Genomic DNA, 24,926 nt, shown 5'->3' with positions numbered 1-24,926 from the left:
ATTTGTCCCGTTAGGGACTAAACATATAGCTCTGAAATAAATACAATTAAAAATTGGCTACAACCATTAAAATTCTTTAATTTTAAATCTCTTCTAAAACTGCAGCCCATCCTCCATTTCTAACCATTTTGATTTTCAGGATATCATTTTTGCTGACTTCGGTACTTTTTTTCCTGTAATCCATCGCTTGATATCCGGCATTAATTCCATCTTCAAATGAGGTTATTTTGTATTTTTTTGACGTTAGAAAATCTAATTTTATTTCAAAAGAACGCTCTTTTTCGGCGCTGTTTGTGATTCCGCCAATGAACCATTTTGTTCCTTTTCTTTTGGCTACAATGGCGTACTTTCCGGCATTGGCTTCTAATGCTTTGGTTTCATCCCAGGTTGTTGGTACAGAAGTGATGAAATCGGTGCATTCTTTTTCGCGATAATAAAGAGTTGGATTATCTGCCAGCATTTGCAGACCGCTTTCAAACACTACAAACAAAGCCAGCTGATACGCTCTTGTTCCAATACTTGCCGAATTTGGTCTTTCAGATCGGTATACTTCCGGCTGCATGCTGATCATGGCGCCCGGCGTATAATCCATTGGGCCGACTGCATTTCGCATAAAAGGAAAATACAAACTGTTGTCTGGTTTACAGCCGTCCATTTGCTCCATTCCTCTTACGCCCTCGTAAGAGATTAAATTTGGGTATTTGTATTCTAAACCAGATGGTTTAAACGCGCCGTGAAAGTCTACAAAAATCTGATGTTTGGCTGCTTCTTTTACTACTTTTTCATAATAATTGACCATTACCTGATCGCTGCGATCCATAAAATCAATTTTTACTCCGGCAATTCCCCATTCTTTAAAAGTTTTAAAAAGCTCCATATTTTTGTCAACCGTAAGCCACGTAAGCCATAATACGATGCCTACTTTCTTTTCTTTTCCGTAGCGAATAAGTTCCTGAACATTTACATTCGGATTTGGCGAATAGGGATCTTCTGTACTATTTGCCCATCCTTCATCCATAATGATATATTTTATGCCAAATTTTGATGCAAAATCGATGTAATATTTATACGTATCTAAGTTATATCCTGAAACAAAATTTACGTCTGGACCATAAGGTGTTGCACCATTCCACCATTCCCAGCTTGCTTGTCCGGGTTTTATCCAGGATGCGTCTTTGAGTTCACTTTTTGGAGCTAGTTTCAGCGTCATTGTGTTTTCAATCAGCTGTTTGTCATTTTTTGTAATGACAAAATAACGCCATGGAAAATTTCTTGTTCCTGAAGTTTTTGCAATATAATTGGCTTCTTTAAGGATTTTAAGGCTTCGGTCACCGTCTGGGCCAAATTCTAAAGGTGTTTTTGGAAAAGTCGATACAACTCCAGTTCCTGTTCCTTTTAAAAACATTCCTGCATAATCAGAAAGATCAGATTCGCTAATTAGGATTTTGTATTGTTTTTTGGAATCGACTAAAATGGGAAGTGTAGACATTTTATCCGAAGGTTTCCAATCTTTGACTGTCGTTTGTGAATAGGCTTCTTCATAAGAAGTTTTAAAATTTCCTGTCTGCTGTAAATGAAGCAAATAATCATCTGGGAAATTGACTGTGAAATCCTCGTTTACTACTTCAATTTCTCCTTTTTTTGCGGTTATAAATCGATATGCAATTCCTTCATCAAAAGCCCTAAATTCTACGGAATAGTTTCCTTTAAAATTCAGCAATAAATAATTATAATTATTAGAAACAGATGAAAATTTCAGCGGAACTACGGGTTTAATTTCTTCTTTTATTTTTCCTGTTTTGTTTCCGCTTAATTTTGGATTTGTGCCTAAAGTTTCATCTTTGAGAATTAAAGCCAAATGACTTTTTGAGGTTAAAACTTCGTTTCCTGCTGTAATTGAATAATAAATTTTATCACTCAAATTAACCGAAACTTTTAATTCTCCGTTTGGCGATGTGATTTCAAAATTAGTTTGCTGCGAATGCACATTTGAAATTCCCAAAAGCAATAATAAGCACGTAAATAATTTTATATTTTTCATAAAAAACGTTTTTATATGAATAACGTCCCACAAAAATGGGACGTTATCTCTTATTTATAAAATGCTGTTATTTTGTTGTAAGTTGTATTTCACCACCATTTTTAAACAAATCATGAGAAATGAAATAACCGTCGATTTTAGAACCGTTAACTTTAATCGTTTCCAGATTTCTTTTTCCATTCGGGTTTTTAATCGTTACTTTTTTGCCTGCCGGCGTTGTCCACGAAACTTCTTTAAAAATAGGAACGGTTACAATATATTCAGGATCGGCTGGTGATAACGGGTAAAGTCCCAATGCTCCAAACACATACCACGAAGACATTTCGCCCGCATCATCCATACCGCTCATGGCCAGTTTTTCAGGACCAATTCCGTACATAGTTTCTAATATTTCGTCTATTCTTTGCTGTGATTTTTCTGGCTTGTTTACAAAATAATACGAAAACGGAGCTTCGTGGTCCGGCTGATTTCCGTGACAATACTGCCCAATAAAACCAGAAATGTTCCAGGCGATATAATTTGGGTTCCAGGGTTTTGTAAACAATTCATCCAATTTTGCTTCAAAAGGTTTTGCGCCTCCGTAAAGCTGTACTAATCCCGGCATATCATGCGGTGTAAAAAAGGAAACCTGCCATGCATTTGCTTCTCTGTACATGTATTCATAATATGGAAACTCCGGATTAAATGGCGTAACCCAAGAACCATCTGCCAGTTTTCCTCTCATAAAAGTGGTCGACTTGTCAAAAACGTTTGCATAATTTTTAGAACGTTTTACCAGATCATTGTAATGTTCTGTATCGTTTAGTTCTTTGGCTAATAAGGAAAGCGCGTGATCGTCGTAAGCGTATTCTAACGTTTTTGTAACGCCGGCATTTGCTACGGTTTCTATCTTTGGATCTTTAATATCTTGTTCCGGCACATATCCTTTGGCAATATATTCTGCAATATGAGGTCTTGTTCCGCCTTCTTTATAAGCGTTATTCAGCAATAATTCGTATGCTTTTTTAACATCGTAATTTCTAATTCCTCTCATGTATGAACCTGCAATAAAGGATGCGGCGTGATCTCCGTGAAAAAATGTTGGAATAAAACCTTTTATTTCTCCTTCGTTGATAATGGAACTGATTACATCGCTTGTAACTTCCGGAGAAAAAATACTTAATAAAACGAGTTTATTTCTGTAATCGTCCCATAATGAAGGAAGTGTGTAATAATGATAATTCTCTTTTCTTACTTTCCCTGCTTCGTCTTTAAATTGTCCGTTTATGTCGCTTCGTAAGGCAGGCCATAAAAACGATCTGTACAACATGCTGTAAAACATTACATTTTGCTGTTCTGTTCCGCCTTTAACCTGAATTTTAGAAAGCAGGTTTTCCCATTGTGTGCTTCCTTCTTCAAAAACTTTGGTCAGGGTTTTATCTCCTACTTCGGCTTTTAAATTTTCTTTTGCATTTTCTACGCTCACAAATGATAAAGCGATTTTTACCGTTACGGGTTTTGTATCTCCGTCTTTTATGTTTACCAATGCATAACCGTTGCTTTTAGCGATATCTTTGATATCTACTTTGTCAATTGGACTGCTTAAAGTGGCGTAGAAATATATTTTTTCGCCTCCGGTTCTTTGAAAACCGCTTACGGTATTTGAACCTTCCTGTTTAATCTGCCAGTCGTCTACATGATTATTGGCTCTTCCTAAATCAAAAAGTACTTTTCGTCCTTTGTTGTTTTTAAAAGTATATTCGTGAATACCACAGCGTAATGTCGAAGTTAATTTTACCTGTACATTATAATCTTTTAAATATACTTCGTAATACGCAGGACTTCCTTTTTCCTGATTGTGGCTAAAGGATGATTTATACGGAAATGAAGCTCCATCTGGAACGGGTAAAAGCGGAATATGACATAAATTCCAATGTCCTTTATTGGTGTGTGTAAATCCTAAAATTTCAGTGTCTTCGTATTCATATCCTGCACCGGATCTGTATTTTGTCATTGGACTTAACTGAACAATTGCATTGGGAACTGATGAACCCGGAAATACTAATCCTGCCCATACACGCATGTCTGCGGGCGGTGTATACCCAATTATTTTGGTATCTAATAAAGGTGCAGTTCCAATAAACGGATTTACGAGTGCTGTATATTTTCCTTTTGCAAGTCCGCCGCCCGATTTTTGTGCCGCCGCATTATAGCCAAAAAATGATATGGAAAGTGCTGCAAGAACGATATTCTTGTTGAATTTTATCATTTTATATAAAATTAAAACGTTTTACAAATAAGTTATAGCTCCAGTAATTTTGGATTTTTTTGATACGTGTCCCATAATAGTTCACCAAATAAGGTATTTGTCCAGGCAAACCATGATCTGGTGAAATTTTTAGCGTCGTCTTTATGAAAAGATTCGTGCATAAATCCGGTATCGCCATGCGATGCTTTCAACATTTTGATGCATTCTTTGATTTCATTTTGGTCTGATGTTGTGTAGGCTCTCATAACCAATGACATTGGCCAGATCATATCCATACCTACGTGCGGACCTCCTATTCCTTCGGCTACTTTTCCTTTAAAGAAAAACGGATTGTCTTCTGAAAGAACAAATTTTCTTGTGTTTTGATAAATTGGATCGTTTACATCAATGGCGTCTAAATACGGAAGGCTTAATAAACTTGGTACATTGGAATCATCCATCAATAAATGACCGCCAAAACCGTCTACTTCAAAAGCAAAAATATCACCGTATTTTGGATGTTTTACTACTCCGTAATCTTTAATTGCTTTGTCTACTTCTTGTGCTAAAGCTCTTAATTCCTGTGCAGAAGCGGTATCTTTTTTAATGGATTCCAGCATTTCTGCAGCTTGTTTCATACTTGCTACAATAAAAAAGTTTGAAGGAATCAGGAAAGAAAAAACAGTTGCATCGTCACTTGGTCTAAATGCCGAACACACTAAACCAACTGGTTTCACCGGATATCCGTAACCTTTTAATGGTCTTGTATCTGTTGCAAATTGTGTAGTTCTTTGAAACGTGTATGGATTTTTTCCGTCTTTTTGCTGTTGTTCTTTAAATACTTTTAATGTTGTTTTAATGGCTTTTACCCAATTTTCATCAAATGGAGAGGTATCTCCGGTATTTTTCCAATAATTATAAGCCAATCTAATTGGGTAGCAAAGTGAATCTATTTCGTATTTTCTTTCGTGAACTCCCGGTTTCATATCGGTGTGATCTGTTGTCCACTCGCCTTTTTTGTTGGGATCGTTATAAAATGCATTGGCATACGGATCTTTCAGGATATATTCAGTTTGTCTATTTATGACACCTGCAATCAGGTTTTTTAGTTTTGTATCTTTTCCTGCAAAAGCCATATACGGCCAAACTTGCGCAGAACTATCTCTAAGCCACATTGCATCGATATCTCCGGTAATTACATACGTATCTGGCCTTCCGTTTTTTTGAGAAAAGGTTACTGTGGAGTCAAGTGTATTTGGAAAACAGTTATTAAATAACCAGCCCAGTTCTTTGTCTTTTACATTCTTTTGAAATTCTGCAATTGTTTTTTCGATAAAATCACTTTCAAAGTTTCTTTTGCCTTTTGCAACCCTTACAATAGGGAAATCTTTGACCATTTTAGTTCCTGCAATAATTTCCATAGGATCGATAAGGGCTAAACTGCCAAATAATGCCGCGTTTTGGATAAATTTTCTTCTTTGCATTTGTTGTATATTTTAAAATTATAAAGGCCTAAACCTTTTATTATTCGTTTGTTAATGAGTATGGAACGTCTTCTTTACTTGTTCCTCTGTTTAAATTTGGCGATGTTGACATATCAAAATCTAATGTTGCTCCATTCATCAATTCAGAATGGCTTAACCAGTTTTTTGTGTATGATTTTCCATTGAATTTCAGCTCTTTAATGTATATGTTTTGATCGCTGTTTTCAGGAGCGTTGATTTCTACTTTCTTTCCGTTCTGCAATTCGATTGTTACTTTTTTGAACAATGGCGCTCCAACAACATATTGATCTGAGGCGGGAGTAACGGGATAAAAACCTAAAGAAGAAAATACATACCAGGCCGAAGTTTGTCCGTTATCTTCGTCTCCGCAATAACCATCTGGCGCTGCGTGGTACATTCTGTTCATGGTTTCCCTTACCCAATATTGTGCTTTCCAAGGTTCTGCCGCATAATTGTAAAGATAAATCATATGCTGAATTGGCTGGTTTCCATGTGCATATTGTCCCATATTTACAATCTGCATTTCTCGCATTTCATGAATTACTCCGCCTGTAAAATTTGATGTTGCAAAAACAGGAGGCGCAGAAAATACTTTGTCTAATTGTGAAACAAATACCTGATTTCCGCCCATTAAATTAATTAAACCTTGTACGTCGTGAAAAACAGACCATGAATAATGCCAGCTGTTTCCTTCTGTAAATCCGTTAAACCATTGAAAAGGATCAAAAGGTTCCATGAATTTTCCGTCGCTGTTTTTTGGGTGCATTAAATTGTATTTCGGATCAAAAAGGTTTTTATAATTTAAACTTCTCTTTTTATACAAATCAATTTCTGACTGCGGTTTGTTCAGGGCTTTCGCCAATTGGTAAATCGCAAAATCATCGTATGCATATTCTAATGTTCTCGCTGCACTTTCGTTTACAACATCCTGCGGTACATAACCTAAAGTATTGTACGCATCTACTCCTGCACGTCCAACTGCTCGCAGCGGTCCGGCATTATTAGCGCCATGAATTACGGCTTTGTATAAATTTTCGATGTGGTATTTATTTCCTTTTCCGCTTTTTAAATAGGCTTCGGATACAATTGATGCGGAGTTATTTCCCACCATAATATCACGTAAACCGGGACTTGACCATTCCGGGAGCCATCCGCTTTCGTTGTATGCGTTTGAAAGTCCTTCCTGCATTTGGGCATTCAATTCCGGATACATTAAATTTAAGAAAGGATATAAGGCTCTAAAAGTATCCCAGAAACCGGTATCGACAAACATATAACCCGACAAAACTTTTCCGTTGTAAGGGCTGTAATGCACTGGCTTTTTGTTTTTATCAAATTCGAAAAATTTTCTCGGAAACAAAAGCGATCTGTACAAACAGGAATAAAAAGTTCCCATTTGGTCTTGTGTTCCGCCTTCTACTTTTATTCGGCTTAATTCTTTATTCCAGGTTTGTTTTCCTTTTTCTTTAAGTTCGTCAAAATCGTCTTTTCCAATTTCTTTCAGGTTTCGTTCTGCTTGTTCATAGCTTATAAATGATGAAGCTACCTGTGCGTTTACTTTTTCTCCTGCTTTTGTTTTAAAACCAATTACGGCTCCGGCATGATCTGCCTGCATTTCTAAAGCGTTTCCTAAAATATCTCCGTTGAAGGTAGAATGTACTTCAAAATCTTTATCAAAAATAATGACAAAGTAGTTTTTGAAATTTAACGGAACTCCGCCGCTGTTTTTAGTGGTAAAACCGATAATTTTTCTTTCAGACGGAATTATTTTTACATACGATCCTTTATCAAAAGCATCAACAACAACATACGATTGATCTGTTTCGGGAAATGTAAACCTAAATCTGGCTGCTCTTTCTGTTGGCGTAATTTCGGTTGTTACATTATGATCTGCTAAATAAACGCTGTAATAATATGGCGTTACGATTTCTGCTTTATGCGAAAACCAGCTTTGTCTTTCTTCTTCCTTAAATTTTAATGCACCTGTAACGGGCATTATCGAAAACTGACCGTAATCATTCATCCACGGCGAAGGCTGATGGGTTTGTTTGAAACCTTTTATTCTGCTTGATTTATAGGTATAAACCCATCCATCGCCCATTCCGGCAGTTTGTGGTGTCCAGAAATTCATTCCCCACGGCATTGCAATTGCGGGATAGGTATTTCCGTTTGAAACTCCGTAATCAGAATCTGTTCCTATTAATGGATTTACCCAATCTACCGGAGGTTTAGATTCGCATACTGTTACATTTTGCGCATTGATTTGAGTAAAAACAAATAACGCAAATAAGCTAAAAAGTTTATATCTGTCTTTTATCAAAACTTAATTATTAATAGCGTTAATGACTTCTTTGTTTATTTTACTTACTTCCGAAAAATTCATTTTATCAACTTTACGATCGTAGGTCATAAAACCGTTTACTTCGCCTTCAACATCAGTTGTCTGCGTGTAAACTGCTGCCGAAAAACCAACTTTTGCTAATGTTTTTAACTGTTCCGCGTATTCTCTGTATTTGGCTGTTGTTTCGTCATTATTTTTAAACTGAGTGTAGCCCCAGTTTTTATCTGTCTGCCATAAATGTCCGGTAACCGGAAGACCGATTCCGCCGTATTCACCTAAAACTGTGATTCGGCGTGCGTCATACAATTTTAAGTTTGGTTCTGGATAATGGTGAATGTCTAACATATCTCCGGTTTGAAAATGGTTTCCGTCGCTTGATGAGTTTACTAATCTGCTTGGATCATGATTTTTTGTCCATTCTGTAATTTCAACGGTTTTAAATTGTCCCCAAGCTTCGTTAAACGGAACCCAGACTACAATACTTGGATAAGAATATAAATGATCCATTATTTCTTTCCATTCTTTTTTGTATGTTTCTTCAGATTGTGCAGTTCTTTTTAATTCTGTGCCTTCAAAGTATTTGTGCATTTGCCAAATTGGACCGTCATCCCCGTTTGGCATATCCTGCCATACTAAAAACCCCATTCTGTCGCAATGTGTATACCATCTTGCCGGTTCTACTTTTACGTGTTTACGGATCATATTAAAACCTAATTCTTTAGTTCTCACAAGATTGTATTTTAGAGCTTCGTCTGTTGGTGCGGTATATAATCCGTCAGGCCACCATCCCTGGTCAAGCGGGCCAAACTGAAAGCAGTCTTTGTTATTTAACTGAATTCTCACGATGCCTTTATCATCTCTTTTTGAAGAAATTTTACGCATTGCAAAATAGCTTTTCACTTCGTCGGTTACTTTGTTTCCGCTGATTAATTTTACTTTGATATCATATAAAAATGGAGAATCAGGCGACCATAATTTTGGATTATTTACTACAATATCTAAAGGCTGTCCTGTAACTGCTTTTTCTGTGGCAATTGTTTTTGTTCCGTCAAATACGGTAATTTCAACAATATCGCCTGCTGAAGTTCCTTCTACTTCTGCATTGATAGTGATGGTATTGCGGTCAATGTCTGGTGTTGTTCTTAAATTGGTAATGTGTTTTTTGCTAACTGGTTCCAACCAAACGGTCTGCCAGATTCCTGTTACAGGTGTGTACCAGATACTTTCAGGATTTTTAACTTGTTTTCCTCTTGGCTGTGTTCCGTCGCTTGTTGGGTCCCAAACTTTTACAACCAGTTTTTGGGATTTTCCATTTAGGAAAGGTGTTATATTAAAACTAAAAGGAACATATCCGCCGGTATGCGTTCCAATTTTTACGTTGTTAATCCAAACTTCTGTTTTCCAGTCTACGGCTCCAAAATGCAGTAAAATGTCTTTACTTTTCCAGTTGCTGTCTATTGTAAAATTGGTTTCGTACCATAATTCGTTTTCTGAACCTACTTTTTTCATTACGCCCGAAAGGCTTGATTCAACAGCAAAAGGAACGAGTATTTTTCCTTCGTAGCCTTTTGGCGCTGTTTGTCCTGCGGGTTGTATGGCGTAGTTCCATAAACCATTAAGGTTTTTCCATTGGTTCCTTTCCATTATAGGACGGGGATATTCAGGAAGCGGATTGTTTGGGTCTACCTGCTCTGCCCATTTTGTTTTGATTTTATCTCCTTGTGGTTTCCATTGTGCAAAGGATGTAAGGCTTACCAAAAGAAAAAATATAATTGTGATTTTATTCTTCATTATAATATTTTATTTTTTTGAAATTGCAGAACTGCTTTTCTGTTGAATGGTTAAATAGTATAAAACCTGAAGGCTGTTTATTTCCTTCAGGTGTTACAAAAATTACTAACAAATACTAACTTACTAATTAATCAAAAAAGCCATCTTTATCCAGCTTGGCAGCTGCTTCTATTAACATTACACCGCTCAGCTGAGTCGTTAAATCAACGCTTCCTCCTGCTGCTGGCGCTACTTTCCAGTTGTTTCCGGAAAGCATTGTAGGTCTTAAAATTCCTTTTTTATAGAATGTCTCTGCATTAAATTTCAAAAATGAGGCAAATTTTTCTGTATCTGTAGAGTTGATGGTTGGCTGTTCTATAAGTTCTGTAAAATAGCGTACTAAAATACCTTTAAACAATCCTCCGTCGCCTTGTCCTTCGTCTCTCAAAAGTCCTTCCGAAAGTAATTTTGGATTGGTTAAAACATTTCTTCCGGATTTTACGGCATCGTCAAGATAAGTCTGTTCGTTTGTAGCTTTGTACAATCTTAAACCTGCACCAATCCATGTTCCCATGTTATAGGTAAAAACCCAGTCTTTGTTGGTTACAACTGCTCCATTTACTTCTGAGATATTATCCCAAACTGCTCCCGAAACCGGATCAACTAAATTGCTTTTCTGCCATGCATAAATTTTCTTTGCCCAAACTAAATCATCCGGATCATTATCTATTTCATATAATCTTAAAGCAAGAATTACGGCCGGACCATTTGATACGGCATTTTTTTGTTTTGGTGTATCTTGTTTCCAAGTGATTCCTCCTCCAAAAACATCACTCCAGCTTAGCTTAATTCTTTCCCATAAAAAGTCTGCAACGTCTTTGTATTCCTGATCGTTTGTTGCATTGTAAGCACGAACGCAGGCATTAGCAAGCCAAAGCATGTCATCATTAAAAACATTGTTGTAGGTATTATTTCCGTTTTTAATTTTGATTCCTTGTACCAAAGCTTTCATTTTGGTTTTATAATTTTCATTGCCTGTTCTTAAATAACCGTCTACCAAAACATCCAGAGCGTGTGCATTTGGCCAATAATTGAATGTACTGTTTCCGGCATTGTTTTGTACAAATGTCCCGTTTGATCCCAGGTAATTATTGTAGGTTGAAAGCTGTAAAGAATCGGCTGTCTGAGCCCATGTATATTTAAATTCAGGGCCTGTTTGTCCGTTTGGGTCACGCAGCGGAATTGCTTCATCATCACAAGAGACAGACAATAACCCAAATCCTACTACGCAAAGCAATAAGACCGTATAACGTGTTGAAAATAATTTTTTCATGATATATTTCATTTGATAAAAACGTCTCTTAAAAACATCTTTTTAAGAGACGTTTGGGTTATTTATAGAATTGTGAAACTGTGTGTGTATGCTGGTGAAGCTGCACTGAAATTAATTTCTGCATTTACATTAGCATTGTCTACTGCTGAAGCAAATTTGAAACAGTTGTTCCAGAAATCACTTGTTACCGGAACCATGTACCAGAATGATGCTGCTGTATTTGCATCTGGTCTGTTGTTGTCTCCGTTTATACTTCCGTACCATTCTTCGGTTGTAGCAGCACCGTTTACCACTGTAAATTTGAATTTGTAACGCTCATCTCTACCCCAAGATTCTTGTTTGAAAGAAATGTGTTTGTTTGCTGCTTTCCAGATTCCGCCGCCTGCGTATGTATATTCAAAAAGATATTGGCTAAGTGGAGGGAACCATAATTCGATTTTCTTAATCTCTGTCATAGTTGTTACTCCTGTACTAAAGTCAAGTACAATTTTATACACTTTTGCATCTCCAGTAACAGTGGTTTCACCATTTTCTTTTAATTTTCCGTTATCAACATAGTAAACTACCGGAGTACCATTTTTTGTTGTAATGAATTTGTAAGTACCTGCACTTAACTTCGTGTAAATTTCAAATTTTGTTGTTCCTATTTTTTTGAAAGCCTGAGCATTAGCAACTGTTGTTCCGTTTTCAGAACCTGTTCCTGTAATAAATAGCTGATCTGGAGTTGGGAATCCGCTTGCTGTAAGCACTTCGAAAATACCAGATGCTGCTGATTTTTGAACGTTAATTCCTTTAGACGAATGAACTGTCCATTTTAATTTCCCGACAGCTTCGGTTGGAATACCTGCTAATCCTGCAATTTTATTCAAATCTGAAAAAGAAAGCGTTAGTGTTTTTTGAAATCCGTTACCATCAGATGGCATTGTGTAAACTGGTTTAGAGAAATCTCCGTTTTCTTTGTCAAAAACCACATCATAAAGCACCACTCCGTTGTCTTCTGCTTTAGCTGCTTCCCATTCAAAAACCGCAGAACTCTGCGCGTTAAGATCAAAGAACTTATTATTTGCCGGAGAATAAAGAGTATTCACTGCGCTTACATTGGTATGACTCATTTCGTCATTATCGCAGCTTACAAGAAATACTGTACACAGTATTAATACTAATTTTGAATATATATTTTTCATGTTTTTTATTTTAGGTTGTTAGTTAGTTTTTACCAGTTTGGGTTTTGAGATAAATTGGTGTTAATCAAACGTTCGTCTCTTGGTATTGGCCATAAATAATGTTTTCCGGGATCAAAAGTTCTTAAGTTTACTCTTAAGTAACCATTGTCTACAGACGATACGCCAAATTTGGCTCCGTGTGCATATCCGTTTAAAACATTTTCAGCAATTTTCCATCTTCTGATATCAAAAATTCTTAAGCCTTCCATTCCAAATTCTGTACGACGCTCGTTTCTTATTACTTCTTTAAGTCCGGCTTGTCCTAATGCACCATTATAATTTAAAGCTGCTGCATCTGTAAAACCTGCACGAGATCGAATTGATTTAATAGTCTGATCCCAAACTGTGCTGGTCATTTGGCTTAACTCATTTTTAGCTTCTGCATACATCAATAAAACATCTGCATATCTAAACAACATTAAGTTGATTCCTGATTTTAAATCAGTTCCGTGTTGTACATCGTAATATTTACGTGTAAAATAACCCGTTGGTGTTGATGAAGAACCTTGCGCAAATTCATCCGGATGCTCATTTGTTGGAGAAGATCCCGGTTTAATGTAAATAATGTGTGAACTTCCATCAGCTTCTTTCCAGTTGTATTGATCGTAAACTACTGTATAAGTAAGTCTTGGATCTCTGTTTACATAAGGATCATTTTCATTGTATCCTGAACCTGTTTCGTTGATCTTTTTTCCGTTAAGCATTAAATAACTGTCTACTAATTCCTGAGTTGGAGCAAGAGCATTTAATCTTGAACCTGCAGAAATTGGCGCCATGTCAAAAAATTCACTCCATGTTCTGTCTATTGGTACATATTGTAAACTCAAAATATCTTCGCTGTTGTACTCATTTTGCTGTTGAAAAAGACCTTCATAAGAAGGGAACAAACTGTACGTTCCGTAAGTATTTGTTAAAAACGGCTCTAATGTCTGCACTACTTCCTGCCATTTTCCTTCGTATAAAAGTACTCTTGCTTTTAAGGCTACAGCAGCTCCCATTGTGATTTTTCCTCTGTCTGCAGTGGCAAGCTGTGTGTTTTTTGGCAATGCCGGAATGACAGCATTCAATTCATCTAATACAAACTGAATCACTTCTGCATGCGACGTTCTCGAAATTGTAGTGGCTTCAGAAAGAGACGGATCTTTTTGTAAAAGAGGAATATCTCCAAACCATGTTGTTAACTGAAAATGCTGAAATGCTCTTATAAAACGGGCTTCTGCTTTCATTCTTGTAATTACTCCAGGGTCTGCATTTGGCACTCTGTCAATATTTTCTAATAAAAGATTGCAGGATTTAATTCCGCCGTATCTGTCGTTCCATTCTTCTTTTATTCTTCCTAAAGAAGGATCGTAAAGTCCTGCTCCAATAGATGCTGCACCTGCATTATCGCCTCTTCCGTTGTAGGCATTATCAGAAAGTGCTTCGTTATAAAAGAAATACTGGCTTTTTTGCATTTGCGAATAAGCTGTATTCAACATCAATTGTGCTTTTTCTACGCTTGTCCAGTAATTAGAATCTGTAAATCGATCTTCTGGTGCAAGATCAAGATCTTCGCAGCTTACCAGTAGTAAGAATACTAATGGTATGAATTTTATGTGTTTAAATATATTTTTCATTTTGATTTTTTTTAAAAACTGATATCAATACCCATTCCGTAATACACCTGCGTTGGATAAGCTCTTCCGCTGTTAGCTCCTGAAGTCGACATGCTGTTGTTGAATTCTGAAAGTTCAGGATCAACAAATTTTACTTTAGATAAGGTAAGCAGGTTTTGTCCTGAAACGTAAACACGGAATGCACTCATTCCTAAACTGCTTGCAACATCATTTGATAATGAATATCCTATCTGTACATTTTTCAGCCTTGCATATGCACCGTCATACAAATACATATCAGAACCTCTTCTGAAATTGTTTGTATTAGACTGCGTACCGTTGTTTGCCAGTCTTGGATATCTTGCATCAGGATTTTGCGGAGTCCAGTAATCTAATTGGTGTGTGTACATTGTCATACCATAATTGTAGTGAAATGGCTCTACAAGCTCACCTCTAATCATCATGGTTCTTTTTCCAACTCCTTGTATAAAAATGCTTAAATCAAAATTCTTGTAATCTATATTGTATGTAGCTCCGTATGTGTATCTTGGAAAAGGATTACCAAAGATAAATTTATCATTGTCATCGATTTTTCCGTCTTTATTTAAATCTACATAACGGTTGTCTCCCGGATGTACTGTAATTCCGGCCGGAACTGCTGCTCCCTGAATTTCTTCAACATTTTGGAAATAGCCGTCTCTTTTTAAACCAACATATGAATTGAAAGGAAGTCCTTCACGAAGAATAACCTGAAGTTCCTCAACCCCTGTTAGTTTTTCTTGTCCGTTATTATAATCCAAAACTTTGTTTTTAGAATCTCCAATATTTACAGTCAAACTTTGATTTACTTGTTTTCCTTTATGTCTGTAAGTAGCGCTGAATTCCCATCCTCTGTTACCTACTTTAGCAGCGTTAAAATCTGGAAGCGATGTTCCGTAAACTCCTGGTACCTGCGGCGGAACAAGAATATCTGATGTTACTTTATCAAAGAAATCGAATGAAACCGATAAAGCTCCTTTAAAGAAATCTGCATCAAGTCCCGCATTGAAAGTTGCTGCTTTTTCCCATTGAAGATCAGCGTTTGCAAAGTTAAATCCTGCACCGCTTACTGGTTTGTTGTCAAATCCGTAACCGTTTTGGAAAGAAAAATACGTTGTTTGATATTGGTAGTTATTAACGTTTTGATTCCCTACAAGTCCATAAGAAGATCTCAATTTAATATTACCAACTTTATTGCTGTAGTTTTCCATGAAACCTTCTTTAGTTAAAGCATAACCAATTGTGGCAGATGGAAAGAATCCCCAGCGAATTTCTTTTCTAAATTTTGATGAACCATCATATCTGAAACTGAATTCAGCAAAATATTTATCGTTGTAATCGTAAGAAGCACGTCCGAAAAGAGAATTAAGGCTGTTTTTAGGAGAAGCCGGATTCTTGTTTGGGTCGCTTCCGTTTGAGTTATAAGAATCTTGTCCAATAACGGTTTCACTCGTTGGCGTTCCTAAATCTGGATCTGTAAATTTCTTGTAGATACCAATTCGTCTTTCAGAATGGTTTTCGTTAGAAACCCCAACTAAAGCACCTACATTATGATTTCCAAACGCTTTGTTGTACTCTACCATAAACTGTGTATTCAGGTCAAGCGCTTTTGTAGTTTCATCTCTGGTATCGCGATCTGCACCATAAACTCCCTGTGGAGAAAACTGCACTTTTTTCACTCGGCTGAACATACTTCCGTTCCATAAACGTCCTCCGAAAACTCCTTTAATTTTGAACGATTTTGTTAACTTAAGTTCAGCATTTAAAGCCCCGAAAAGATCATCATTATCGTATTTTCTAAAACCTCCCTGCTCTAAAATACCCAATGAGTTAAACTGTTGTAAAACATCATTTGTTAAATAATTTCCATTTGCATCTTTTTGAGTATAATATAAAGGAACCCTGAAGGCATCAACCATTAAGGTACTTGTGTTTGATGAATGGTCATTAATTAATTGTTTTGAATAGGCCAAAGTAGACGTTAGTTTAAATTTACCATACTCATTAGTAAGGTTCATTCTAAAATTATAACGTTCCATACCTTTCGTAGGCCCAACAAAGTTGCTTCCCTGATTTAAATATCCTAAGGAAACTAAATAGGTTGAGTTTTCACTTCCGCCTGAGATCGAAAGACTTTGGTTTAACTGTGCTGCCGGTTTTACAATTTCTTCTGCAAACCATTCTGTGTCGCCTTTTGCTTTTAAATCTGCAATTTGGGCAGCAGTAAATACGGCAGTTGTTTCACCAGAGTTAAATGCGGCTTCGTTTCTAAGCATTGCATTTTCATATCCGTGAACCGGTTTAGTAAAGAATTTTGGTGTATTAAATCCGGTTAAACTGTTGTACTGAATTGACATTGGTTTGCTTTTACTTCCTCTTTTGGTCGTAATTAAAACAACACCATTACTTGCTCTTGATCCGTAGATAGCCGCGCTACCCGCATCTTTTAATACTGATACACTTTCGATATCGGCAGGGTTCAGCGAATTAATATCGCCTCCTACTATACCGTCAATAACAATCAGCGGACTATTGTTTCCTAATGTACTAATACCACGAATGTTTAGGTTTATACCCGCACCCGGCTCAGAATTAGTCTGCTGAATAGTTAAACTAGGCGCTTTACCCTGTAAGGCCAGTGTTGCATTTACGTTTGGTCTACCATTAAATGCATCTTTATTTACCTGATCGATGGCGCTGACCACTTTTCTCTTTTTCTGCGTACCGTAACCTACTACTACAACTTCATCTAAAGCCGATACATCTAAGTCCATTTCTACATTTATAACACTTCTGTTATTTACTTTTACTTCTACTGGTTTGTAACCAATCATTGTAAAGCGCAAAGAACCAGTTCCGTTTTTTAATGATATACTATAGTGTCCGTCAAAATCTGCATTAACAGCATTTCTTGGATCACTTACATCACTAATTGAAACTCCCGGAAGAGACAAGTGATCTGAAAGAGAAGTAACAACTCCCGTAACTTGAGTTTTTTGGGTCTGGGCAGCAAGATTATTAAGGCCCCCACAAATGAGAATAATTGTGAGAAAAAAATGCATACAGAGCATCTTTTTCTTTCTGCAATTTGATTGTTTCATCATGTAAAAAATTTGGTTAGTTAGTTTTTATCGAATTAATCCCGAAGTTTAAAAAGGCTTCTCTCACCAGCCTGATTATTTAAAAAAAAAATCAACGTAGAAAAATCTTTGCGCATCGATTAAAAGTCCGGTAATTTTTAATCGTTAAATTTTATCTAGTTAGATTAACATATTAATTCTTTAACAAACATACTAAAACGTTTTAGTATAAAAAAATATTTTTTGTTAAATATAATTTTAATGTTAATTTTATAAGATATGTGTTTATTTCAGGTTATTCATTGAGTATTATTCAATGAAAATCTACGAAAACGTTATAAATGAATAGTAAAAAGAAGAATCTTAAAATTTTCAAAAAATGGATATTTGAAGAAAATTAAAATTTAAGTAAGAAATGACATAAAAAAAAATCTGACTATCAATTGAAGTATTGATAATCAGATTTATTAAGTATTTTTTTTAGGAAGATGTTTAGTAATTAACTACTTCTGTAATGATGATTCCCGAATTATTAATTCTGTTTTTAAAATCACTTTATGGCTTGTTTCGGTTACATCTTTTTTCTTTAAAAGAGGCAGCATCACTTCCATTAATTTTGTACTTATTTCCAGTAAAGGCTGGGAAACTGATGTAATGGCAGGATCGTAAATCTTGAACATATCATTATCATCAAAAGCAATAATCCCTAAATCCTTAATTAATCTTGGATTGTTTTCTTTCAAAACCTCAAGTCCGCTTTGTGCAAGGTAATTGGTGGCAAAAAACATAGCATCTAAATCAGCATGCTGATCTATAAACTCCTTAATATACTCCTTCCCTTTTCCTTTAATAATTTCATTAAACGGAATTTGAAGTGTATTGGGTTTTAAACCGTTTTCTTGTGCCGCTCTTTCATATCCAACCAAGCGTCCGTGCATCTGGCTTTGATCTGAAGCTGTAGTAACAAATCCGATATTTTTAAATTTATTCTGAATCAAATGCTGCGTTGCATCAAAAGAAGCCTGCTCATTATCAATAACCACACTATTACAATCTAATCCTTCAAAAAATCTGTCCAGTAAAATCACCGGAATATTATCCTTTATTAAATTTTCGATTGTGTCTTTTATTCCCGGAGACGGTACAATAATGAATCCGTCAACCTGACGAAAATTGAATAATGTGATTAATTCATTTGATTTTTCATCATCATTCTCGTTACTGCAAAAAATAACTTTATATCCTTTTTCGTAAGCGATGTCTTCAAAAATTCGGGCTAGTTTTGAGAAGAAGTTATTCGAAATATCTTCAACCATAAAAACAAGCAGTTTCGACTTTCCTGTTCTAAGGCTTTGTGCAATTTGATTAGGTCTGTAATTTATAAGTTTTGCATAATCTAAAACCTTTTTTGTAAGCTCCTTAGAGATGTGCTTTTCTTTTGCTTTTCCATTTAGCACAAAAGATACAGTTGTAACAGATATTTTCAGCTCTTCTGCGATATTCCTAATAGAAACAGGTTTTTTTTTCATGTGTGAATTATTTTTACTTTAAAACCTATAATTTTTCGTCAAATATAGTAAAGTTTATTGTTTCCTAAATAGCAGGAACTTAAATTAGTGTGATACAAATACTTATAAAAAACAGAACTTTCAAAATACATTTTCAGACTTCTCAATTGCTTACTGCCAGATTAAAAAAGCGGCAGTTCTTCTTTTATCTTTTCCCAAAACGACTCATTAAAAAGATAACTCGAACCCAAAATACTGGTCTGCTCTGTATTATCAACAATGCTGACCGCTAATTCTATGTTTCTGTTTTTTAGGCTTTCTTCAAAAGGAGCTAAAAACAAACGATGTGATTTTGCTATATTTCCTCCAATAACCAGTAACCCGGCATTAAAGTCAATAATATAAGGCGCTAAAAATTCGGCCAGGTTAAAAGCAAAATTCTTGAAGATTTTTACTGCGTGTTCATTTTCAATATCTGCTATTTCCTTAACGCCGTCTGTTAGCTTTTCGCCTGTATTTTGTTCATATTGATTTAAAAACCATCTGGTTGAAAAACAATTATCTGCAAGATCGTCATTATATTTTTTATCCCAAAGACAGCCATTATCGGGCACATTATCGCCTTGTGTTATAGGCAGTTTATTATCTAAAAAAGCGGCCCCAAAACCTGTTCCTAAAGTTATAGCGATAACCTTTTTATTTTCTGGTTCCTGTTCTTGTTTCAAAACTCCTCCAACTCCAAAACAGCTGGCATCATTGAGAAATCTAAAACTTACATTTTGCGTTTTTAAATATTTTAAAAGTTCATCCGGCACAGAAACATTATATAATGATTCGTACTTATCATTTCCTTCAAACATCGCAATTCCGCTTTGATACTGAAAAGGCCCAGGCATAGAAAAAGCTATTCCTATTTTTTCATCAGTATCAAATTCCGGGATATTGTGAACTACATCGATGGTATGGTTAATTATTTCTGCCCATTTTTCTAAAATAACTTCTTTGGAAGCTTTGCTGTTTACCGCTCCGCTGAAATACGTTCCGTCAATTATTGTAAAAACATTGCTTTGTATTGCTGCACTGCTTATATGACTTCCTCCAATATCTACTCCTATTATTATTGACATTTATTCATTATTTTTTAGTAGTTATTTTTAATACTAATTAGACTTGTTAACTAAAGTTTTTTTGTACTGATGTAAGGTTCAAACCTAAAAGGAAAGAATTACAAAATCCAATACTTTATTATCAAAAAGCAATACTATTTACCTCGTACATCAGAATTTTATCTCACAGCTATTCGGATATATATACTTTGGGTTAAAACATTAAAAAGTGATTATACGCATTTTGTCACCGGACAGAAAAAACAACATACTTCACTCTCATTACACTAAAGCAGTAATATTTTAACTATAAAAACTAGTTATCATTAAACAAATAACATTATAACTAGTTTCTAAATAAATAAATTAACAGTTGGGACAAATATACTAAAACGTTTTAGTATACAAAACAATTCTCCTTTTATTTTACTTATTGCGGCAATCATTAACAAAAAATATCTTCTGGCCCTATTATGTAAACTGCAAATTGATGGGCAATTAAAATATATTCTCAAAAAATCAGACAGAAGTTTAACACTGGACTACTTAACAAACCAAAACTGGTCTAAAACGCTCCCTTTGTGCCTTCTTAATTTTGATGTGCCAAAATAAAAAAGCATAAAAATTTCCTAACTATTTTAAAAATCAATAAATGAAAAATTCAAACGGAATACCACAATTGTTTCTTCGTATCGCATTAGGATTAGGTTTTATTTTACCTGTAATGGACAGAATTGGATTAATGGGACTGCCCGGCTCAGGGAAAGTAGCCTGGGGCGACTGGGAACATTTTATAGATTATACTAACACACTTATTCCATTTGCCAGCAGATCTGTTGCCAATATATTTGGACTTACCGCTACTATTGCAGAGGTTATTATAGGAATCTGTTTAATAGCTGGACTTAAGATAAAACTAGCCGCGATTGGTGCAGCGCTTATAACAGCTACTTTTGCTGTATTTATGATTTTCGCATCAGGAATTGGTGCTCCGTTTCAATATCCGGTATTTGTTTTTACAGGAGGCGCATTACTGCTTTCAACATTAGATAATTTTAAATGGAGTCTTGATACTTATATAAATAAACCAAATTAATTAATTAATTAATTAATGAGTTTTCAGTCGCAGTTTTCAGTCACAGTAAATACTGAAAACTGCGACTGCGACTGAGAACTAATAAAAAAACTATTCATCCAGATCAGGCTGTTGATGCGTTGTAATAGCGATTCTGTTCCAGGCATTTATGGTAATTATGGCCATAATTGTTTGAGAAAGCGTAACCTCATCCATGAGTTTAGCTATAGTATTATAAGTCTGTTCAGAAACGCCTTTGTTTATAAAAGTCATTTCTTCGGCAAGTGCTAATACTGCTTTTTCAAGCTCACTAAAAAAAGAAGTTTCTCTCCATGCGTTTAAAGCATAAATCCTCTGTTCTGTCTCTCCCATTTTTCTGGCGTCTTTTGTATGCATATTGATACAAAACGCACAACCGTTAATCTGCGATACTCTAATTTTAATCAGCTCTTTTAATGAAGCATCCAGATTTGATTTTTCAAGATATTTTTCAAACCCAAACATTACTTCATAAGCCTGAGGCTGCACTTCACTAATAACTACTCTTTTACTCATTTTTTTATGTATTTAAATTATTAATGATCAAAATTGGTTATAGCAGCGTTCTAAAAAATTAAAGTACTTTAAGAAATAAATTTTAGACAAAAAATACCTTTGTCGAGGAAATATCTTAAGCCAACCAAATAACATTCAGCATTATGAATCCGCACGAATTACTATTCAATCATATTAAAAGATTTACAACCTTAAGTCCAGATCAGGAACAGTTATTACTTTCGAAATTAAAATACCGCAAAGTAAACCGTAAAGATTTTTTGCTAAAAGAATATGAAGTCTGTTCGTGTTATTATTTTGTAACCAAAGGATGTCTGCGTTTTTATCGAAATACAGAGAATGGATTTGAGCAGATATTACAGTTCGCTATTCCAGGTTGGTGGCTAAGCGATTTCCAGAGTTTTGAAACTCAAAAGCCATCAGAATATTTTATACAGGCAGTTCAGAATACAGAAATGCTGATTCTGCAGCGATCAGATTATCAGGAACTGTTTACTGAAGTTCCTGTACTGAATACTTATTTCAGATTGATGATGCAGAAAGCATATACTGCGTCCTTAAAGAAAATGGAACTCATTCTTTGTGAATCTGCAGAAGAAAGATATTTACAGTTTATAAATTCCTTTCCTGATTTTGTACAGATTGTTCCACAATATATGCTTGCATCATTTTTAGGTTTTACACCGCAGTTTATGAGTATGCTGCGGGCAAAAAAAGAATTATGACAAATGTCTTTTTATAAGCGTTTTTATTCTTGCATTTGAATTGTTTTTTGCCAATTCAAATGCTTCTGTACCAAAAGCTTCACCGTCAACACTTACTTCCTGAATATCGGTTATGCCAATGATATTAAATACCGTTCTCAAATAATCCGACTGGAAGTTCATGTGCTCATTATAACCTCCTTTTTCATATCCCTGCGCACCTCTTGAAAGAAGCAGAAACAAAGATTTATTTTTTAATAGTCCGATGTACGGATTACGCTGGTCTTCATGATTGACTTCCCAAGTTTCATTTACTCTCAAAACCTGATCTATATAGGCTTTTAATGAACTCGGAACAGACCAGTTGTACATTGGCGAACCTAAAACAATAACATCAGCATCTTTCAATTCCTTTATAAGTTCTGCACTGAATTTTAGTGTTTCAATTTCTTCAGGCGTTCTGGCAGATTCGTGCTTGAAGGCTCCAGCAATCCATTTTTCGTTTACATGCGGAATATTACTTTTGCCTAAATCCCTGAATTGTATAATTGATTCCGGTTTATGCTCTTTGTAATATTCAATAAAAACATCCGTAAGCCTTCTGCTGTTGGATCTTTCCTCACGCGGGCTTGCGTTAATTACTAGTATTTTTTTCATATGATAATTTTAATGCAAATCTAGCCTCCCGGCTTATTTTAAAAGTTAATCTAGTTGAAGAAGCAATCGAACTTCTCTCAATTTAAAATTTGATTATTCTTTCATCATTTTGGCAAAGTGGTGGCATGCCAAAAAATATCCTTTACTCAAATAAAGTCTGTGAGCAGGATGCAGCGCAAAACCGCTGTCAAGGTGTACAGATTTTATACCTCTCTCTACTGCAAGCTGATCTACATAATCTAAAAGTTTTCCGGCATAACCGCGTCCGCGATATTCAGGAAGTGTAAAAAGATCATCAATATAAATCATCTTTCCGGTTCGTAGCATATTTATAACCCTGAAGCCTACAAACGCTGCGGCTTTACTGCCATCGTCTGATGGAATGCAGGCCAATTCAAAACCTCCGCTGGTAATCATTTCGAGAACCTGTTCAACTACATTTTCCGCTTCTAAATTGGTTCTGAATTCTAAAATTGCTTCTTTGGCAAATTCTATTTCTGCTGTTGTCTGAACATTTAATATATCCATAATTTCATTTTATTTATTAATGACACAAAATTAGATACCATAGAAACGCCGTGCAGAGACCAGATTATAATAATAAGCTAGTCCAAGACGAAAATAAAACAGAAGTATAAATTTAGAATTACAGGTTTTGAGCAACCGTTTTGATAATATGAACTGCTTCTGTGAGTTCCTGTTCATTTAAGGAAGCAAAACCAAATCTAAAAGCATTAAAATGCGCATCTTTTCCAATACAATAGGTACTGCCTTTTATAGTAAGACCTTTGAGATCGGCCTTTTTAATAATTTTTGATAAATCATATTGGGGTTTTACTCTCAGCCATAAAGCCATTCCGCCTGTGGGTTTTGTAAAATCAATCATATCGCCCATTTCTGAACTTACCAAATCAGATAGAAAATCACATCTTTGCGAATATAATTTATTTGTTTTTTGAATATGTCGCGCCAGATCGCCATTAGCAATCATTCCCGAAATCGTTTCTTCCATTATAAAATCTCCTCTCAAATCAATAAGAGTTCTCAATCTTGCAGCAGCTTGTAAAAAATCAGCAGTCGCAATTATATAACCCAGACGAAAAGGCGAACCCAGAACTTTGGTAAGCGAGCCTATATAAATTATTCTGCCGCCATGATCACCGCTGGCCAAAGGCAGATAAGGGTCATATTTGAACTGAAAGTCATAATCGTAATCATCTTCGATAACCGCAAAATTATAAGCAGTAATAAGTTTCATCAAATGATTTCTTCTTTCCACACTCATTGTAACCGTTGTTGGATGATGGTGATGCGGAATGATGTAAAGCATTTTGATGACATTTTTTTTCAGAATATCTTCCAGTTTTTCTGTACACATTCCGTCGCTATCCATTGGTACACGGATAAGTTCGGCGCCCAGTTTCTCAAAAAGCGCCTCCGCTATAAAATAAGTCGGTTCGCTCACTACAACTTTGTCACCGGGTTTTATAATAAGCGATGCCGCAATATAAATCGCCATTTGAGCGCCGCGTGTTGTAAATAAGTTCTCTTCTCCCATATCAATTCCGCGTGTCTGATTAAGAAACGAACGCAGCGAAGTTTTGAAATTTGAAGAACCGCCATCTAAATTTACTCCAGAACGTTTGCTCGTTGCAGAAGATTCTAAAGTCTTCTTAAACTGCCTTGATATTGCCTGAACAGGAAGCAGCGAAATATCCGGAAAACCGTCATTAATCTCTAAGCGATGGTTATTTAAGGAACGAGATAAAGGCATTACAAGTTCAAAATGATCAAAATCAAAAGTTCCTGCTTCTGCAAATGGGCTTACTCTTTTACTGTTGTAAGATCTCGGCCTAACCATTGGCAGATCTGGCGATACGGTGTAACTTTTTCGGGGTAAATTATCAATCCAGTTTTCAGACACAAGGGTTTCGTAAGCCGCCACAATCGTTTTTCTGTGAAGCTGCAAATCAAAAGCAAGCGTTCTGGTACTTGGAAGTACACCGCCGGGAGGAAGTTTTCCTTCCTGAATTAAGGAAATAAGCTGTAATGAAATCTGTCTGTAAACCGGCAGACTGTCTTTTTTATCAATAATTATCAGGTTTTTATAAGGAAGCATAGGAAAGTTTTGAAGTCTGTTTATTACTCAATTACAGCCATTCAAATA

The 24,926-nt window shown here is 35.6% G+C and carries 17 protein-coding genes; 2 read left to right on the top strand and 15 right to left on the bottom strand.

Annotated elements, in window-relative coordinates; translation table 11 throughout:
- Positions 1-82 precede the first annotated feature (82 nt).
- The 11 genes from APR43_RS00900 to APR43_RS00850 form a co-directional block, all read right to left on the bottom strand.
- Positions 83-2,041 carry a glycoside hydrolase family 97 protein gene (locus APR43_RS00900; protein WP_053470470.1) on the bottom strand — a complete coding sequence of 653 codons (1,959 nt, stop codon included), beginning with the start codon at positions 2,039-2,041 and terminating at the stop codon, positions 83-85.
- A 67-nt stretch (positions 2,042-2,108) separates the two neighbouring features.
- Positions 2,109-4,289: a GH92 family glycosyl hydrolase gene (locus tag APR43_RS00895; protein WP_053470469.1), complete on the bottom strand. Its 2,181-nt coding sequence runs from the start codon at positions 4,287-4,289 to the stop codon at positions 2,109-2,111.
- Positions 4,290-4,321: 32 nt separating this feature from the next.
- Entirely contained in the window at positions 4,322-5,752 is a 1,431-nt protein-coding gene (locus APR43_RS00890; RefSeq protein ID WP_053470468.1) for a glycoside hydrolase family 125 protein, read from the bottom strand.
- A 40-nt stretch (positions 5,753-5,792) separates the two neighbouring features.
- The gene (locus APR43_RS00885) at positions 5,793-8,090 is read right to left on the bottom strand and encodes a GH92 family glycosyl hydrolase (RefSeq protein WP_082356368.1); all 2,298 of its coding nucleotides are present in this window, start codon (positions 8,088-8,090) and stop codon (positions 5,793-5,795) included.
- Positions 8,091-8,096: 6 nt separating this feature from the next.
- Positions 8,097-9,905: a glycoside hydrolase family 2 protein gene (locus tag APR43_RS00880; RefSeq protein WP_053470467.1), complete on the bottom strand. Its 1,809-nt coding sequence runs from the start codon at positions 9,903-9,905 to the stop codon at positions 8,097-8,099.
- A gap of 127 nt (positions 9,906-10,032) precedes the next feature.
- Positions 10,033-11,217, bottom strand: coding sequence for a glycoside hydrolase family 76 protein (locus APR43_RS00875; RefSeq protein ID WP_053470466.1), 1,185 nt, complete (start codon positions 11,215-11,217; stop codon positions 10,033-10,035).
- A 62-nt stretch (positions 11,218-11,279) separates the two neighbouring features.
- Entirely contained in the window at positions 11,280-12,401 is a 1,122-nt protein-coding gene (locus APR43_RS00870; protein WP_082356360.1) for a SusE domain-containing protein, read from the bottom strand.
- Between the two features lie 29 nt (positions 12,402-12,430).
- Positions 12,431-14,056 (bottom strand): RagB/SusD family nutrient uptake outer membrane protein, encoded by a 1,626-nt coding sequence (locus tag APR43_RS00865; protein ID WP_088636374.1) that lies wholly within the window; start codon positions 14,054-14,056, stop codon positions 12,431-12,433.
- Between the two features lie 11 nt (positions 14,057-14,067).
- Positions 14,068-17,136, bottom strand: a complete 3,069-nt coding sequence (locus APR43_RS00860; protein ID WP_053470463.1) for a SusC/RagA family TonB-linked outer membrane protein — start codon at positions 17,134-17,136, stop codon at positions 14,068-14,070.
- A 521-nt stretch (positions 17,137-17,657) separates the two neighbouring features.
- Positions 17,658-18,683 carry a LacI family DNA-binding transcriptional regulator gene (locus tag APR43_RS00855; RefSeq protein ID WP_053470462.1) on the bottom strand — a complete coding sequence of 342 codons (1,026 nt, stop codon included), beginning with the start codon at positions 18,681-18,683 and terminating at the stop codon, positions 17,658-17,660.
- A gap of 161 nt (positions 18,684-18,844) precedes the next feature.
- Positions 18,845-19,789 carry an ROK family protein gene (locus APR43_RS00850; RefSeq protein ID WP_053470461.1) on the bottom strand — a complete coding sequence of 315 codons (945 nt, stop codon included), beginning with the start codon at positions 19,787-19,789 and terminating at the stop codon, positions 18,845-18,847.
- A 631-nt stretch (positions 19,790-20,420) separates the two neighbouring features.
- Here APR43_RS00850 and APR43_RS00845 point away from each other — a divergent pair.
- On the top strand, positions 20,421-20,864 hold the full coding sequence (locus tag APR43_RS00845) for a DoxX family protein (protein ID WP_053470460.1): 444 nt from the start codon (positions 20,421-20,423) through the stop codon (positions 20,862-20,864).
- Positions 20,865-20,954: 90 nt separating this feature from the next.
- Here APR43_RS00845 and APR43_RS00840 read toward each other — a convergent pair whose 3' ends face one another.
- The gene (locus tag APR43_RS00840) at positions 20,955-21,398 is read right to left on the bottom strand and encodes a carboxymuconolactone decarboxylase family protein (RefSeq protein WP_053470459.1); all 444 of its coding nucleotides are present in this window, start codon (positions 21,396-21,398) and stop codon (positions 20,955-20,957) included.
- A gap of 143 nt (positions 21,399-21,541) precedes the next feature.
- Between APR43_RS00840 and APR43_RS00835 the strand changes: the two genes are divergently transcribed.
- Positions 21,542-22,123 carry a Crp/Fnr family transcriptional regulator gene (locus tag APR43_RS00835; RefSeq protein WP_053470458.1) on the top strand — a complete coding sequence of 194 codons (582 nt, stop codon included), beginning with the start codon at positions 21,542-21,544 and terminating at the stop codon, positions 22,121-22,123.
- On the opposite strand, the gene APR43_RS00830 is transcribed toward APR43_RS00835, so the two are convergent.
- The 3 genes from APR43_RS00830 to APR43_RS00820 all read right to left on the bottom strand — a co-directional run bounded on the left by APR43_RS00830 (position 22,118) and on the right by APR43_RS00820 (position 24,878).
- The gene (locus APR43_RS00830) at positions 22,118-22,759 is read right to left on the bottom strand and encodes an FMN-dependent NADH-azoreductase (protein ID WP_053470457.1); all 642 of its coding nucleotides are present in this window, start codon (positions 22,757-22,759) and stop codon (positions 22,118-22,120) included. The genes APR43_RS00835 and APR43_RS00830 overlap by 6 nt on opposite strands.
- Positions 22,760-22,852: 93 nt before the next feature.
- Entirely contained in the window at positions 22,853-23,287 is a 435-nt protein-coding gene (locus APR43_RS00825) for a GNAT family N-acetyltransferase (RefSeq protein WP_053470456.1), read from the bottom strand.
- Positions 23,288-23,405: 118 nt separating this feature from the next.
- On the bottom strand, positions 23,406-24,878 hold the full coding sequence (locus APR43_RS00820) for a PLP-dependent aminotransferase family protein (protein WP_053470455.1): 1,473 nt from the start codon (positions 24,876-24,878) through the stop codon (positions 23,406-23,408).
- Positions 24,879-24,926: the final 48 nt, after the last annotated feature.

This window comes from Flavobacterium sp. NLM (assembly GCF_002210235.1).
Lineage (GTDB): Bacteria > Bacteroidota > Bacteroidia > Flavobacteriales > Flavobacteriaceae > Flavobacterium > Flavobacterium panici.
This window is presented reverse-complemented; position numbering and strand designations above follow the sequence as displayed.

Coding starts and splice junctions, on each gene's coding strand:
- APR43_RS00830 (WP_053470457.1), bottom strand. CDS start 22,759: ATGAAAAAAATACTAGTAATTAACGCAAGCCCGCGTGAGGAAAGATCC.
- APR43_RS00865 (WP_088636374.1), bottom strand. CDS start 14,056: ATGAAAAATATATTTAAACACATAAAATTCATACCATTAGTATTCTTA.
- APR43_RS00890 (WP_053470468.1), bottom strand. CDS start 5,752: ATGCAAAGAAGAAAATTTATCCAAAACGCGGCATTATTTGGCAGTTTA.
- APR43_RS00850 (WP_053470461.1), bottom strand. CDS start 19,789: ATGTCAATAATAATAGGAGTAGATATTGGAGGAAGTCATATAAGCAGT.
- APR43_RS00875 (WP_053470466.1), bottom strand. CDS start 11,217: ATGAAAAAATTATTTTCAACACGTTATACGGTCTTATTGCTTTGCGTA.
- APR43_RS00835 (WP_053470458.1), top strand. CDS start 21,542: ATGAATCCGCACGAATTACTATTCAATCATATTAAAAGATTTACAACC.
- APR43_RS00840 (WP_053470459.1), bottom strand. CDS start 21,398: ATGAGTAAAAGAGTAGTTATTAGTGAAGTGCAGCCTCAGGCTTATGAA.
- APR43_RS00820 (WP_053470455.1), bottom strand. CDS start 24,878: ATGCTTCCTTATAAAAACCTGATAATTATTGATAAAAAAGACAGTCTG.
- APR43_RS00860 (WP_053470463.1), bottom strand. CDS start 17,136: ATGCATTTTTTTCTCACAATTATTCTCATTTGTGGGGGCCTTAATAAT.
- APR43_RS00845 (WP_053470460.1), top strand. CDS start 20,421: ATGAAAAATTCAAACGGAATACCACAATTGTTTCTTCGTATCGCATTA.
- APR43_RS00870 (WP_082356360.1), bottom strand. CDS start 12,401: ATGAAAAATATATATTCAAAATTAGTATTAATACTGTGTACAGTATTT.
- APR43_RS00900 (WP_053470470.1), bottom strand. CDS start 2,041: ATGAAAAATATAAAATTATTTACGTGCTTATTATTGCTTTTGGGAATT.
- APR43_RS00855 (WP_053470462.1), bottom strand. CDS start 18,683: ATGAAAAAAAAACCTGTTTCTATTAGGAATATCGCAGAAGAGCTGAAA.
- APR43_RS00895 (WP_053470469.1), bottom strand. CDS start 4,289: ATGATAAAATTCAACAAGAATATCGTTCTTGCAGCACTTTCCATATCA.
- APR43_RS00880 (WP_053470467.1), bottom strand. CDS start 9,905: ATGAAGAATAAAATCACAATTATATTTTTTCTTTTGGTAAGCCTTACA.
- APR43_RS00825 (WP_053470456.1), bottom strand. CDS start 23,287: ATGGATATATTAAATGTTCAGACAACAGCAGAAATAGAATTTGCCAAA.